Raw genomic sequence first — 14,953 nt, 5'->3', positions numbered from 1 at the left:
CGGTACACCACTGCCGTTACCCAAAGATTTTTAGATGTGATTCGAGAGGTTGTTGCGATCCATGACGCTGATCGCCAAGAGACGCTTGCCAAAATGAAATAAAAGATCGTCGCGCGAACGCAGTCGGCGACGATCTTTCCCCTTTTTCCCCTCACGTCAATGCCTCTTCCCTCTTGCCGAAAAACGTCCGCAGCGCCTTGTACACCTCGCCCTTCTCGCGAATCACACAGTGCATGAACTTCGGCTCTTTGATGTGACGGTACGCCGACATCAGCGTGCTGTGGCGATTGTACTGATTGACTTCGCCGTATCCGAACAGATTGCAGCGATCCATCAGTTCCTTGACCAGCTTGACGCAGCGCTCATTGTCGGAGGTGAGGTTGTCGCCGTCGGAGAAGTGGAACGGGTAGATGTTGTACTGCGAGGTGGGGTAGCGCGCATCGATAATCTCCAGCGCCTTCCGATAAGCGGAAGAACAGATCGTCCCCCCGCTCTCCCCTTTGGAGAAAAAGGCATCTTCCGTTACTTCCTTGGCTTCCGTGTGATGGGCGATAAAGACAATTTCCACTTTTTCGTACTTCGTGCGCAAAAAGCGGAGCATCCAGAAGAAGAAGCTGCGGGCAATGTACTTCTCGAAAATTCCCATCGAACCTGACGTGTCCATCATCGCGATAATCACCGCATTGGAGTGCGGTTTGACGATTTCTTCCCAGGTTTTAAACCGCAAGTCTTCATCGGAGATGCCAAGCTGCAGGTCGTCATAGCCAGCCAGGCCGTTGCGCCGAATCGCGGCTATCAATGTGCGCTTTTTATCGATATTGCTCATCAGGCCTTTTTTTCGCACATCGTTAAACCGCGTTTCTTCGACGATGATTTGGTCATTGTCCTTTTGCTGCAGATTGGGCAGCTCCAGTTCGGAGAAAAGGATCTCTTCCAGCTCTTCGACGGTGATCTCCGCCTCGTAGTAATCCGCGCCTGGCTGATCTCCGGCACCGGAGCCTTTGCCGGGGGCCTGGGCGGGGTCGCCATCCTTCGCGATGACGTCCCCTACCTTCGTGTTGCCCTTGCCCTGCCCGCCGTGCTGCCCTTTTTGAAAATTATAGCGAAACCGGTATTCATCCAATGAGCGAATCGGGATTTTCACTACTTCCCGCCCATTTGACATGATAATGCTCTCTTCGCTGACGAGATCCGGCAAATTTTTCTTGATCGCTTCTTTTACCTTTTCCTGGTGGCGGGTTTGATCTTGATGACCTTTGCGGTGAAGCGACCAATCTTCCTCTGAAACGATGAAAGTACCATCGCCCATGCGTCTCAAGCCCCCTCCTTTATCTGTTTAACAAACTTCCTACGTAGCGGAGAAGCTCATTTGCACAGGTGGGGCAGTAGCTGTGTTCCTCGATCAACCGCTTGGTAACCTCGTTGATTTTCTTTAACTGGTTTTCGTCAGGTGTCTTGGTTGAGGTCGTGATTTTTACGACATCCTTCAGATCGGCAAACAATTTTTTCTCGATCGCCTCGCGCAAGCGATCGTGGGTACTGTAGTCAAAACGCTTGCCTTTCCGGGCATAGGCGGAAATCCGAATGAGAATTTCCTCGCGAAACGCCCGCTTGGCGTTTTCCGAAATGCCGATTTGTTCCTCGATGGAACGCATCAGACGCTCATCGGGATCCATTTCCTCCCCGGTTACCGGATCGCGCATTTTGTTCATATTGCAAAACGCTTCGACGTTATCCAGGTAATTGTCCATCATCGTCTTGGCGGATTCCTCATAGCTGTAGACAAACGCTTTTTGCACTTCTTTCTTCGCCAGCTCGTCAAACTCTTTGCGTGCCGCCGAGATGAAGTTGAGGTACCGCTCCCGCTGTTCCTTCGTGATGGACGGATGCTGGTCAAGCCCTTCCTTCAATGCCCGAAGGATGTCAAGCGCGTTGATGCACTCGGTATCGCGGCGTATCAAAGCGCTGGAAATCCGGTTGATGACGTAACGCGGGTCGATTCCCGACATGCCCTCGTCGACGTGCTCGTTGCGCAGCTCTTCCAGGTCGGAACCCTTGAAGCCCTCTAGCGTCTCCCCGTCGTACAAGCGCATCTTCTTCAGCAGATCGACCCCTTGCTTCTTCGTCTCCTTCAAACGCGTCAGGATGGAGAAGATAGCGGCGGCCCGAAGCGCGTGGGGAGCGATATGCACATGGCTCAAGTCTGACTGTTTTATCAGCTTGTGATAAATTTTCTCCTCATCGGAGACCCGCAGATTGTACGGCACCGGCATGACGATAATCCGCGACTGTAGAGCCTCATTTTTCTTATTGGCAATAAACGATTTATACTCCGCTTCGTTCGTATGAGCAATAATGAGTTCATCCGCCGAGATAAGCGCGAATCGCCCCGCTTTAAAATTCCCTTCCTGCGTAAGCGACAACAGATGCCACAAGAACTTCTCATCGCATTTTAACATCTCTTGAAATTCCATTAACCCACGGTTTGCCTTGTTTAACTCGCCATCAAAACGATAGGCCCGCGGGTCAGATTCAGAACCGTACTTCGTAATCGTCGAAAAATCAATGCTTCCTGTCAGGTCGGCAATATCCTGCGATTTCGGATCTGACGGACTAAATGTGCCAATCCCGACGCGTTCGGCCTCCGAAAACAGGACGCGGCGCACCGGAAAATCTTCAATCCGTCCGTTAAATTCTGTCTCCAGTCTCATGCGGTTATACGGGGTCAGCTCACCCTCAATTTTGATACCCAGTTCAGCCTCAATCTCAGGGCGCAATTCGCGGGGAATGAGATGGAGCGGTTCTTCTTGCATCGGACATCCGTCCAGAGCGTAGACTGCTCCTTCATCGGTACGGCTAAAATCCTCCAAGCCTCGTTTCAGCATTGTCACAATCGTCGACTTCCCGCCGCTGACCGGTCCCATTAAGAGCAAGATCCGTTTTCGAACGTCCAGCCTCCTGGCCGCAGAATGAAAATACTCCTCAACCAACCGTTCGATGGCACGGTCCAAGCCGAAGATTTCCCGGCCAAAAAACTTGTAAGAACGCGTTCCATCCTCATTTTCTTCTACGCCGGCACTTTTTATCATATTATAAACACGGGAATGAGCTGTTTGTGCAATCAACGGATTTTTGCGAACCAATTCTAGGTATTCGGCGAACGTCCCTCTCCACGTCAACCTTTCTTCACGGGCCCGGTGTTCGGCGATGCGTCTTAAGATATCCATGTTATTCACTCCTCCCTAGATCCGCCCATCTCTCTTCCTTTGATGTACTTCATGTATATGTCCCGCCTGAACCCTGCATTCTTAAAACTGGATGAGTGAGCCTTTCCCTATATTTATGCAATTCCACAGAAGATGTAACTCATCAACGCAAAAAGAGCACTGGCAACAAAAGTGTCATAGTCCCCGCGAGTAGGCGGTTTGCATTCGGGAAAAGCTACGGTATAATGTGAGGGAAGAAGGGATTGAAAGGAGTATCGGTATGGGTACCTTTATCGTTGCCTTTGTGTTCGCTCTGTTCCTCATCGCCATTCTTACGGCTGGTTACAATGAGGACAAGACGTTCAATCTGTAACAAAAGTCCAAACCAAAAAAGCTTCCTCTAGAGAGACCGCATCTCTTTAGAGGAAGCTTTTTTTTACGCAAATACACCCGTTCGCCGGGATATCGCCTGATACAGTTCTTCCAGTGAGCCTTGCTGGTCAACAGGGTACACAGGCTCCCCGCGGTCTTCCTGATAATTATTGACGAGAAACGTCTTCATTCCCAGTTGGCCTGCAACCATATCCTCCTGCATGTGATTGCCGACCATGACGCATTCGTCTGGCGATACACCCATTTTTTGACAAATTTCTCGGAAATAGTTAAGGTTCGGCTTGGTAAAGTGGGACTCTTCGTACACCGTTACCAGCTCAAAATCGCCGGGAGACAAGTCGATCCAGGCCAATCGGCTGTGAATCGCCTCGCGCGGAAAGATCGGGTTGGTGGCTACGACGACGCGAAAGCCTTGCTCCTTGGCCGCCTCAACGATTTTCTTGGCCAGGGGCGATGGGAAGGCCAGATGGGAAAGGGTGGGAAATACCTCTCGATAGAACGCGTCAAAGACAGGCCACATTTCCTCTTTTTTCACTCCGCTTTTGCTGACAAAACGTTCCATGAAAACCTCTTCATTGGTCACATCGGGATTCTCATTGGCGATCACGGCATGAGTCGCATCCCAGATCAGCCGCAGCAATGTCTCAGTGTCAAAGCGGTCCCCCACATAGGCGCCCAGTTCCTTCAGATAGCCTTTGACAAACGGCTCCGTCCACATCTCCAGCAGAGTACCGTCCAGATCAAACAAGATCGTAGTCGCTTTTTTCATTGTGCAGATTGCTCCTTTTGTTGTGGTATGCTCCCCTGCAGATCAGTCAAGGCCGGGAAACCCGATTTGTCTAAGTGCCTCATAGACGACGATGGCGGCGCAGTTGGACAAATTGATCGAGCGAGTCGCTCCTCCCATGGGAATGCGGACGGTTTGCCCCGGGTACCGCTGGATGATCTCTTCCGGCAGTCCCGCCGTCTCCTTCCCCAGGATGATGTAGTCGCCGTCGCGAAAAGAGATATCGGAATAATGCTTGTCGCCAAAGGTTTCGACGAAAAAGAATCTGTCGGCATGCCCGCCGTGCTCTTGTTCAAAATGGGCAAAACTGTCATGATAATGAATCGTAACCGCATGCCAGTAGTCGAGACCGGCCCGTTTCAGATATCGATCATCGGTAGAAAAACCGAGCGGGTGGATCAGATGCAGATGAGTGCCGGTGGCAGCACAGGTCCTGGCAATATTGCCCGTATTCGCAGGAATTAACGGTTCGTGCAGTACAATATGCAAAGCCATGTTTGTTTTTCACCTCGTCCATACTCACCCTCTATTATACAAACTGTCAGACCGGATTGCGAACCTTCCTTCCGGCGGGTTTGTCTCCATAAAAAAAGCTTCCGTTACCCGCTGAACGGAGGCTTTTTGACAGGCACCAGTTATCAGGACGGCAGACTTCTCAAGCCTGCCCGTATATGTGAAAAAAGCTGTAGCGAATATTGCTGGTGTAGTCCGGAGAATCGCGGTATTCCCAGTACCGCATGCGGCTGCTGTTCGTGTGTGCGTTGACCAGCGGCTGACCCAGACTGTCTTTTCCCGTAACGATTGCGCTGTGATCCCAGCGCCCATCCCCTTCAAAGTCGTAGCTGATCACGTCTCCCAACTCCAGCTCTGCAGGGTCGGACAATACCTTCGCGTAAAAGGGAGCTTTGCCGGATTTTAACTGCCAGTAAAGGCTGTGGGCAACCGTCCAACTGTAGCTCCAGTCCGGACTGGACCCGCCGCGATACCACCAGCCCTGGCTGCGGCCTCCGTACACCATCGGAATCCCGCCCGCATACAGGCATTGTGAGATAAAGTTAGTGCAATCGTCATCGACAAACACCTTAAAGGCCGGATTATATGAATCCCAGTAGGTCTCGGCATAAGCAACCGCCTGCTCGCGATCGTACCCCTCTGCCGCATAAGCCACCTCAACCGGTCCGGAAGCGGCGTCGCTGTCCGGTTCTGCACCCTCTGCTTCCCCTTCATGCGCTCCCGTTCCCATGTCTTCCTGACCGCCTTCTGGTTCATCTTCATAATGGTCTTCGGCTTGTTCTTCGGGAAAATACTCGCCCCACGTATCGAGAAAAGCCCAATGTTCTCCGTCCCGCATCAGCTTCACCAGCTGAACATGCGACAGCTCCTGTAAAAAGACCCTGTCTTGCTGCATGTAATGAAGCTGGTGGTGAACCCTGAGCAGTGCCTCTACTCGGTTTCCGCCAATTTGCATGATTTGAAGCGGCACGGCATGCGTTTTGGCCGCCAATGCGTGGACCCCGCGCGCCCGATTTTGTTCCTTTGCCCGCTGCAGACGCTCCCGCTCGCTTTGACATGCGGCGCCTGCTGGGAAAAAGGGAGCCACCAACTCATCCTTCCCGTTTACATATGCCTGATTAACCGCCGCCAGATACGCTTTGATCTGTTCCTTCCACGATGTATCCACGCATAACACCACCACTCGCAGTACTGTGAAGGCAGAACCGTACACATCCTTCTGTTGCAAGTGTATGCTGCGTTTTTACTGTGTAGTAACGATCTGTTCAGGTTTTAGCCAGCCTTCCAGTGTCAGCAGGCGTTCCTTGATGGAAAGACCGCCGCCGTATCCGACCAGTGCGCCATTGGACCCGATCACTCGATGGCATGGAACCACGATCGGAATCGGGTTGCGGTTATTGGCCCCGCCAATCGCCCTGACCGCCTTGACGGCGCCCAGCGCCATGGCAATCTCCTTGTAAGAACGCGTCTGGCCGTATGGGATCCGCGTCAACTCCTGCCAAACAGCCTTTTGAAACGGTGTGCCGTACAAGTCCAGGGGCAGGTCAAATGAACGTCGCTTCCCGGCAAAGTACTCATCCAACTGGGTCTTCGCAGCGAGGCTGCCCGCTTCGTCCCGAACAGGTTCGCCTGCAAGCTGCCACCTTCTGCACCATCTTTGCAGCGCGATGAGCGCTGTATCCCCGCCGGCAAACTCGACAAAACACAACCCCTGATCCGTTGACGCCAGCAACAGGGTACCGATCGGCGAATCCATCGTGGTATAGGTTACTGTGTTCATGTGTCCCGACCTCCTGAATAATGAATGGATGCTATTCGCTTATTACAGCTTTGGTTTTATGACGATGCCTTACATATGCCAAACAGCCATAGGACAATTTTTCACCGCATTCCACATGGTTTCTTCTGAAAGGTCATCCACTTTGCTCGTTCCCTTCCGAATTTTACCCCTGTTATATCATGTCGGAGCGCCTTTGTTCGTCCTTGTTCTTGCGGACTAATTTTTTTAGGCCAGCTACTCTCTTGGACGGTTAACGGGGGAGAGTCGTTTCTTCGAAAAAAGACAATCCCTTGCGGATTTCTTCCAGCACTTCTGCCGATTGCTCTCGTCCCTCGGCTTCGATCAGTGCTGCTTTCGCTTCTTCGCCGCCAATTTTTCCTAATGCCCAGGCCGCAGTCCCGCGAATGACGGGGCGCGGATCGTTTTCCATCAGGCGGATCAACTCCGGCACTGCACTGCGGTCCTTGAAGTGGGCCAGTGCGAGAATCGCGTTTCGCTGAATGGGCTTCTTTCCCCGCCACGATGCAGAAGAGGTGCCAAATTTCTCTTTAAATTCCTTGTTGCCCATCGTCAAGAGCGGCAGCAGCAGCGGCTTTGCCACTTCGGGATCCGGGGAGAACTCGGGATGCTGGCTGAAGTGCTTGCCCCGGTTCTTCGGACAAACCATCTGGCAAGTATCGCAGCCGTACAAACGATTGCCGATCTTTGCGCGGTACTGCTCAGGTATAAAGTCCTTTACCTGGGTGAGATAGGAAACACACTTCTGAGCGTCAAGCTGTCCGCCCTGTACCAGCGCCCCTGTCGGACAAGCCTCCACACAGATGTTGCAATCGCCGCAGCCTTCCTCTACGGGAGTGTCCGGCGGCAGCGGCAAATTGGTCAGCAGTTCTCCGAGGTAGACCCAGGAACCGTATTCCGGCGTGATCAGCGCACAATTTTTCCCGACCCAGCCCATCCCGGCCCGCTCCGCCACGGCCCGATCGGACAGGGCGCCGGTATCCACCATCGACTCTACCTCTGCAGCCGGCTCAAGCTGCTTGATGTACGCCGAGAGCAGCTGCAGCTTGTCTCTCAGCACATGGTGGTAGTCCGTCCCCCATGCCGAACGGCTGAGAATGCCGCGGTAAGCGCCCGGCTCGGATTTTGGCGGGTTTTCCAGCTTGGACGGGTAGGCCAGTGCGATGGAGATGAGGGACTTCGCCCCGGAAAGGCTCCGCTCCGGCACCGTCCGCTTCTCCAGGTCCGGCTCCTCAAAACCGGACTCGTATCCTTTCTCCCGGTGGGCCACCAGCCGCTCCTTTAATTCAACGAACGGATCGGCGCTGGCAAAGCCGATTTTATCGATCCCGATTTCTTTGGCGTAGGCAATAATCGCTTGTTTGGTTTGCTCCCAATACGCTGATGTGGTCACGTCTGCCGGATCGCCCCCGTGGCCAGCTCGTCACAGCGGTTGTTCCATTCGTTGTCGGCGTGGCCTTTTACTTTTATAAAGCTGACCTGGTGAACCTCTGTCAGTCGCAGCAGTTCCTTCCACAGGTCCTGATTTTCGACAGGCTGGTTTTTGCTGTTTTTCCAGCCGTTTTTCACCCAGCCCTTATACCAGCCCTGGGCAAAACAGTTCACCAGATAAGCGCTGTCGCTGTACAGCGTCACCTTGCATGGTTCCTTTAAAACAGACAACGCCTCGATCGCTGCCTGCAGCTCCATCCGGTTGTTGGTCGTGTTCTCCGCTGAACCCGACATCTCTTTTTTATGCTGTCCGTAGAACAGCACCGCCCCCCAGCCGCCAGGGCCGGGATTTCCGGAACAAGCGCCATCCGTATAGATCGTCACATCTTTCATGATTTGTACTCCTCCCTGGCTATGCTTATCTTTATTGTACTGAACGATAAGGGCTTTCACAAAATGATTTTCGCGGGTTTGGGACGACTGTGCTATACTAACCTTCAAATGGATTTTTTAGGAAAGGAGCGATACCTTTGAAGGTCACGATCTCCCCTGAAGTTTTAGACAAATTGCCGGACTTTTCGCTTGGCGTCATTCACTACTCCGATATCGCCCTCACTGAATCTCCCAAAATGCTGCGGGGACGGATCAATCTGTTCGTCGAGTCGCTTCGGATCGAATACGAACCGTCCAAGCTGACGGAAATAGAAGGGGTCCGCGAGTGGCGGACAGCGTTTAAACGACTTGGCATCGACCCCTCCCGCTACCGCCCCTCTTCGGAAGCGCTGCTGCGACGGCTGATCCAAGGGAATCCCGTTCACTGGGTCAACTCCGCCGTGGACGTAAATAACTTTTTGTCCATCCATAACGCCCTTCCCTACGGCATTTACGACCTGAGCAAATTATCGGGGCAAGTCGTCTGCCGCCTGGGTACGGAGACGGACACCTATGAAGCCTTGAACGGCCGCGAGGTACAGATGCAGGGAAAACTGCTGCTGTCTGACGACGAGGGCGCATTCGGCAGTCCCATCGTCGATTCCGTCCGTACATCTGTCATGGACGGGGCGAGCCAATTATTTCAGGTCATCTTCTTTCATCCGGCGCTGTCAGTCAAGCAGCAGGATGACATCATCGGTTCGACAGCGCGCATGTTTACCGAGATCAACGGCGGCGAAGTCGTCTTTGCTGATGCAGTCAGAGCCAATTCCTAGCGATAAAAAAAGAAAAAAGGCGCTGCTAATTGGAAGCAGGGCCGTTTTTTTCCTTTGCTTTCGGCTGGCGGAATACGACATGTTCGAGCTGCAAGGCGGTCGGCACTCCGAGCAGCAGCCCGTTTCCGAGCAAGAAGCGCCATCAGACCCCAGTTTCACCTCGTTCTGTCCTACCGCCTGCAATTCTAACTCGGTTGCCTCTTTCCTTTTTTTTGGAAATGATCTTTTTCACGATTGCAGTCGTTTCAATACCATCCTCGCCCGGAAAACGAATGTGATACTCGCGTATGCTGAGTGTCGCTTCCCCGCGGGAGGGTTTGTCGCTAAAATCCTTTCGTACAAAGAACTATTCATAAGTTTGATCCGCCTTGATTTCATTTATATACAAGTGGTTGTCTTTTGAAAGGACCGTATACGCCTTTTTGATCTTTTTCGTTTTCGTTTCGTCTGCTTTCGTGATTTCCAGCTCGGTTACCACTTCTACAAGATACTCATTCCGTTGATCCGATTCCTTGATGTCTTCGATGCGGGATTCAATCAGATTGAGACTTATCCCTTTTTTCCCCAATTCCTCGATCAGCTTTTCTTGTTCCTGATTGACCGGGCTGTCTGGAAACAAGAAATCTTTCACGTAAGAAAAATCCTTTTGGTTAACGGCACCGATGATCAAGTCTTCATAACTGGATACAATGTTTTCCACGTGGAAGGTGTCTGCCTTCGCATCATCACCCTGTAGTTCCGTATCTTCAGGCTTTTCAGCAGATTGTGGTTCCGCTGCCGATGGTTGTTGCCCTGCATCTCCCGCTTGCGGATTTTCCTGGGAAGCTGCCTGGACAGGATCCGTAACGCTTTGGTTAGGCTGTGCATTCACAGTCGACGCATCTGGTGCTGCGCTTTCTTTCCCTCCGCAACCTGTCAAGACCAGGGTAAAGGTCAAGAGAAAAAGAATCTTTTTCATATTAGCTTCCCCTTCTTTTCGATTGGCAGGATTCCCGCTATAAAACTGTGGTATTTTCTCATTTTGCTTGCCTCTCTAGCGACTCCTTCGATTGCATCTGATCCATAAACAGATTTTTGCGCGTAGACTCCAAGGAAATAATTACTTCACATTTCGTTTGTAGATCTCATCTATTGCCTTGACTGCTTCTTTGTATGATTTGTTACTTACGGAATTGAGTAAGTTTTCTAGTTCCTTTTCATGTCTTTGAACTAATTTGTAACGTTCCTGCCTTTTTTTCGATAATGGAGCAATAATTTCTTTTGGCAGGGTATCCCTGTAGCTTAATTCTTGTAACGCACTATATATGTTGTAATCTTCATTATTTGACTTGGCTACCCAATCCATGCTAAATCTTAGGATATCCAATGACTGATCGAGATGGGCTGAGAAACTTTCATAGGACGAATCAGATTTCCATTGCCACCACTTGTCCGCGATTTCCTGAGCCTGTTCAAATTCCTTTTGCAGCTCTTCTTGATTTTGAATCAGTACAAATCGTCCACCCGCAGCTTGTGCCACAGCTTTTAAATGCTGCTGTCCTTCTCCATCCGTTCCAAATCCGATGACATTGACAATCGGGGTGATGTCTGAAGATGCCAACTGCTTTGCAACCTCTACCGGATCACCGCCGCACGTCTCGATCCCGTCGCTGACCAAGTAGATGATATTGGTATTCTTCTCACCAGGGAAGTCTCGAAAGTCTTTCATTGCTTCCTGCAACGAATACGCGATCGGTGTATATCCTACAGGTCTGAACTGAGAAAGGGCTTCTAGCATTTTGTTTGCATTGTATGGCTCCATCCCATATACCAGTTCGCTGCTTCCACAGGAAAGTGCTTTATCCGACTCCTTGCCGCTGCCTTTGTGGCCATATACCCTGAGGGCTACATTGGCCTCTTTAGGCAACGATTCGGCAAATGATGCAATGGCCTCTTTAGCAGCTTCCATTCGCGTCTTTCCGCCTGCTTTTTCCGCCATGCTGCCGCTCGCATCCAGGATGATCTCCACATTGTAGTTTTCCTTTGGTTTATAGCGGGGATCATCGATTTCCGGACTGCCAAAAGAGGCAAGCTTGATCTCAGTTATGATGTCCATAGGATCTGGATAATCTTCGGCAAATAGGCCAAGCAGCGCCAAAAAATACATATCGATTATTTCTTGGTCCGGATTTTCGATGTTTGGGAACTGGCGAAGCTTCGTATTGATTTCCTCTTCTGCTTCATAAATGGTCTTGCCAGCATAGTAGCCTGGCGGGAAGTCAACAAAATCTTGTGCGGATTGAGGGATTTTAGTTCTACCCTCCGGGATCAGGGACTGCAACTTCTTTATTTTTGCTTCTCTACTTAGCCCTTGAGCTTGTTCAGACTCCGGTTTTGTCGAAGCCAAAACAGCTTCATCAACAGTATCCGCAGCTGTCGGGTCCGCTGCCTGTTGTTGGACTTCGTCAGTCTTTGCTTCTTGCGATACTGACGAACACGCAGTCAGGCTAAGCAAGCTGAATACCAGAATTATAGCTGCAAATCGGTTATATTTCCTCATCTTCCTATCCCCTAGCACTCCCATGAGAATTTTTACTTCTTTACATTTTGATCGTACTTCTCCACTGCCGCCACTTATCGGCCTTTTTCTTTTGTTTGGTCGAACTCCTTCTGCAGCTCTTCCTGATTTTGAATCAACACAAAACAACCACCCGCTGCTTGGGCTACAGCCTTTAACTGCTGCTGTCCTTGACCAACTGTTCCAAATCCGATCACGTTAACGATAGGCGTGATATCCGAGGAAGCCAACTTTCTTGCCACTTCCACCGGATCGCCATCACAAGTCTCAACCCCGTCACTGACCAGGTAAATGATGTTGGTATTTTTATCTCCGGGTAAGTTACTGAAATCCTTCATTGCTCTTTCCGCCTGCTCTCTCTGTCATGCTGCCGACTTGGGGATGGATTGCTGCTCTCATCCGGACTACAAGCAACCATGTAGATAGACGGTGGAGGCAAAATCCCCTCCATCCATTGGCTTTTTCACAGTATGGTGAACAATTTGACAACCCCAGCCAGCGCGATCCACCCACGCTACAGCTTGAGCACCTTTCTCGTTCTGCGGAGCACCATACCATGCACCTTGACGTACGAGTTTTTGCATCATCACTTTCATACTTGAGCCATTTTCAGAAATCTAAGCCGTTGATCCACAAGGTTTTGTGAACATAAAAAAGGACTTCACCCCGACGGGGAAGTTTTCAAGTGAGGAAACAGGAAAACCCAGAAGATGGAAGTCACTTTGTCGTCTATTCTCCAAGAAAGTCTGTTTTCCTGCGAGGAACTGAAAAATCGGGAACAATTACCTATCCCCTTCTGTGTGCCGGACATACTCCCCTAGGCCCTACAGCTTAGAAGTGCTTTACCCCTTGGAGCTGAAGAGCACTGAGATCAAAGAAATCCCCCCATATATAGACAGGGTGAGGGTCTTGTTTTTCCTGTCTACTATGAGGGGATCCTATCATTGAGCAGGGCCGTTTTTTTCTTTTGCTTTCGGCTGGCGGAATACGACATGTTCGAGCAGCAAGGCGGTCAATACCCCGAGCAGCAGCCCGTTTCCGAGCAGAAAGCTCAGCAGCGGGTGGACCGTCTTCCAAGCCTCCGTCGGCACGAACATGACGCCAATCCCGATCAGCAGCGAGCTTCCGATGACGATGATGGATCGCTCATTCATCTGCACACGGGTAAAGTCTTTTAAGCCAAAACCGAGCAATTGCGTATAGGTGACAAACATCGCAGCGTACGCCACAGGCGTCGGAATTGACGCCAGGAAATGCGACACGCCGGGAAGAATACCGATCGCCATCATCGCGATCATGGCCACGATAAACGGCAGGCGTGCTGCCATTTTCGTGGTTTCAATCACCGCTGCAGACAAGGAGAGCGGAATCATCCCGACTACCCCGGACGTACCTGACAGTAAATGGGAAACACCCGTAAAGACACCGCCGCGATTAAACTCTCTTAACCCCGCTTCCTTGCCTGTAACCCGGCCCAACACGACAACGCTGGTGATCAGGTTGGTCAACAGGACAAAACCGGTCAATACGCTTGTCAGCAGGATACCGGCATCCCACTGCGGCGGCCCCCAGAAAAACAATTTGGGCCAGACGACCAGTTCGCTCGTCGGCCTCACGGGCTCGGCCCAACCCAGCAGCGCATACCCAATCCACCCAATCACCATGCCAAGCAGCACGGCGTAGCTGGTTATTTTCGGAATTCGCATAAATAAGACCACAAGCGCCATGATCACGATCGATGCAATCGCGATTTTTGGCTGAACAACCTGGGACTGCTGAAAGTCGATGCCCAGCATGCCTTTCACAAAAGTGGTGCAAAGGGAAACAGCAAGCAAGATCATATACGTCCCGGTGATGGTTGGCGTAAACCACTGCTGAATCTTACCGATCCACCGCAGCGCCCCCAAAATGATGAACAGTACGCCGGCAACTATCAGCCCCAGTTCAATAGACTGCCCAATATGGCTCGGAGATAACCCCATTCCCGCGCCAATTTGCGCCAGTATGAGAAAGATGCTCCACCACATGCCGGCCGGCCCTTCGATCATCGGATAGCCATGTCCAATGACAGCTTGCAAGAGCGACGCCAATCCCACAAAAAAAATCGTCTGCTGCATAAAGCGTCCGATCTCTTCCGGATTTAATCCAAAGACATTGCCGACAACGATCGGAATCGCAACCGTTGTCGACAAGGTCACGATCAGCCACTGCAGGGAAGATAAAAACGTAACCCCCATCGGCGGCCGATCATATAGCGAATACTTCATCTTGTTTCTCCCCTGTTCTCTTCTTTCTGGCGGAGCTGATGATACAACTGGAACGCCTGTTGAAAGTCACCCCATGCTTCGCGCTTTGCCCGCTGCAGATCTGCACCCGTCTGCCGTAAAATATACGACGGATGCCAAGTAGGAATGACAAAAGCCCCTTCGTAAGCCAGCGCTTTGCCGCGAACGGCTGATATGGATCGCTGCTCCGGAAAAAAGTGCTGCATGGCTACCTTACCCAGCGCGAGTACGACATAAGGCCGGATGTGCGCGAATTCCCTGTGCAAAAACTTGCGGCAAGGATGAGTTTCTTCGCTGGTAGGCGTCTTGTTGCGGCCCGCATCATCCACTACGCGGCATTTCATCACATTCGTAATGTAGAGCTGCTCACGGGCAATCCCCAACTTTTCCAGGATAAGCGAAAGCAAAGTACCGCTAATCCCCACCAGCGGCTGCCCCCAAGCATCTTCGTCCTCGCCCGGCCCCTCACCGACAATCATAAAGCGGCTGCTGCTGTTTCCCACTCCCGGGACGCGGTAGTGGCAAGTCTGATGAAAGCGGCAGTCAGTGCATTGCAATACATATCGGCGAAGTCTCTCCAGCATGACGATCCGGTTGGTCGTCTCTACAGCCTTCCCTACATCCTCACTGCGGTATCCATCCGACGTCAGACGCCGATACAAGTCAGGAAACGCGTCTTCAGGCCTGCGCATACGCTCTCCCCCCGCCCTTTCTGCCCAAAAAATAATACGCCCTCCCGCTGCGTAAGCGAAAAAGCGCACAACTGTCGTATCAC

At 51.5% G+C, this 14,953-nt stretch carries 14 protein-coding genes; 1 reads left to right on the top strand and 13 read right to left on the bottom strand.

What is annotated here, in order from left to right:
- Window positions 1–151 precede the first annotated feature (151 nt).
- From yhbH to rnhA, 8 genes are all read right to left on the bottom strand, one after another.
- A complete protein-coding gene (gene yhbH / locus ACI7RC_RS17200; RefSeq protein WP_408109440.1) occupies window positions 152–1,309 on the bottom strand; it encodes a sporulation protein YhbH in 1,158 nt (385 codons plus the stop codon).
- A 19-nt stretch (window positions 1,310–1,328) separates the two neighbouring features.
- Window positions 1,329–3,227 (bottom strand): PrkA family serine protein kinase, encoded by a 1,899-nt coding sequence (locus ACI7RC_RS17195; protein ID WP_408109439.1) that lies wholly within the window; start codon window positions 3,225–3,227, stop codon window positions 1,329–1,331.
- Between the two features lie 415 nt (window positions 3,228–3,642).
- Window positions 3,643–4,368 (bottom strand): HAD family hydrolase, encoded by a 726-nt coding sequence (locus tag ACI7RC_RS17190; protein WP_408109438.1) that lies wholly within the window; start codon window positions 4,366–4,368, stop codon window positions 3,643–3,645.
- Between the two features lie 42 nt (window positions 4,369–4,410).
- Entirely contained in the window at window positions 4,411–4,881 is a 471-nt protein-coding gene (trmL, locus tag ACI7RC_RS17185) for a tRNA (uridine(34)/cytosine(34)/5-carboxymethylaminomethyluridine(34)-2'-O)-methyltransferase TrmL (RefSeq protein WP_408109437.1), read from the bottom strand.
- A 160-nt stretch (window positions 4,882–5,041) separates the two neighbouring features.
- Window positions 5,042–6,067, bottom strand: a complete 1,026-nt coding sequence (locus tag ACI7RC_RS17180) for an amidase domain-containing protein (protein WP_408109436.1) — start codon at window positions 6,065–6,067, stop codon at window positions 5,042–5,044.
- Window positions 6,068–6,142: 75 nt separating this feature from the next.
- Window positions 6,143–6,679 carry a methylated-DNA--[protein]-cysteine S-methyltransferase gene (locus ACI7RC_RS17175; RefSeq protein ID WP_408109435.1) on the bottom strand — a complete coding sequence of 179 codons (537 nt, stop codon included), beginning with the start codon at window positions 6,677–6,679 and terminating at the stop codon, window positions 6,143–6,145.
- A gap of 250 nt (window positions 6,680–6,929) precedes the next feature.
- Window positions 6,930–8,090 carry a tRNA epoxyqueuosine(34) reductase QueG gene (queG, locus tag ACI7RC_RS17170; RefSeq protein ID WP_408109434.1) on the bottom strand — a complete coding sequence of 387 codons (1,161 nt, stop codon included), beginning with the start codon at window positions 8,088–8,090 and terminating at the stop codon, window positions 6,930–6,932.
- Entirely contained in the window at window positions 8,087–8,521 is a 435-nt protein-coding gene (rnhA, locus tag ACI7RC_RS17165) for a ribonuclease HI (protein WP_408109433.1), read from the bottom strand. The genes queG and rnhA overlap by 4 nt, the downstream gene beginning before the upstream one ends.
- Before the next feature lie 137 nt (window positions 8,522–8,658).
- Between rnhA and ACI7RC_RS17160 the strand changes: the two genes are divergently transcribed.
- On the top strand, window positions 8,659–9,336 hold the full coding sequence (locus tag ACI7RC_RS17160) for a B3/B4 domain-containing protein (protein ID WP_408109432.1): 678 nt from the start codon (window positions 8,659–8,661) through the stop codon (window positions 9,334–9,336).
- 346 nt (window positions 9,337–9,682) lie between these two features.
- Here ACI7RC_RS17160 and ACI7RC_RS17155 read toward each other — a convergent pair whose 3' ends face one another.
- The 5 genes from ACI7RC_RS17155 to ACI7RC_RS17135 form a co-directional block, all read right to left on the bottom strand.
- Window positions 9,683–10,294, bottom strand: a complete 612-nt coding sequence (locus ACI7RC_RS17155; RefSeq protein WP_408109431.1) for a TcaA NTF2-like domain-containing protein — start codon at window positions 10,292–10,294, stop codon at window positions 9,683–9,685.
- Window positions 10,295–10,435: 141 nt separating this feature from the next.
- Window positions 10,436–11,875 carry a VWA domain-containing protein gene (locus ACI7RC_RS17150; RefSeq protein WP_408109430.1) on the bottom strand — a complete coding sequence of 480 codons (1,440 nt, stop codon included), beginning with the start codon at window positions 11,873–11,875 and terminating at the stop codon, window positions 10,436–10,438.
- Between the two features lie 74 nt (window positions 11,876–11,949).
- Window positions 11,950–12,231, bottom strand: a complete 282-nt coding sequence (locus tag ACI7RC_RS17145) for a vWA domain-containing protein (RefSeq protein ID WP_408109429.1) — start codon at window positions 12,229–12,231, stop codon at window positions 11,950–11,952.
- Between the two features lie 603 nt (window positions 12,232–12,834).
- Window positions 12,835–14,160: a purine/pyrimidine permease gene (locus ACI7RC_RS17140; RefSeq protein WP_408109428.1), complete on the bottom strand. Its 1,326-nt coding sequence runs from the start codon at window positions 14,158–14,160 to the stop codon at window positions 12,835–12,837.
- Entirely contained in the window at window positions 14,157–14,870 is a 714-nt protein-coding gene (locus ACI7RC_RS17135; protein WP_408109427.1) for a uracil-DNA glycosylase, read from the bottom strand. The genes ACI7RC_RS17140 and ACI7RC_RS17135 overlap by 4 nt, the downstream gene beginning before the upstream one ends.
- Between the last annotated feature and the right edge of the window lie 83 nt (window positions 14,871–14,953).

The sequence above is a fragment of the Brevibacillus sp. B_LB10_24 genome, from assembly GCF_046036945.1.
Lineage (GTDB): Bacteria > Bacillota > Bacilli > Brevibacillales > Brevibacillaceae > Brevibacillus_C.
Note: the sequence above shows the minus strand (reverse complement) of the source record. Positions and strands in the feature narration are given on the sequence as shown.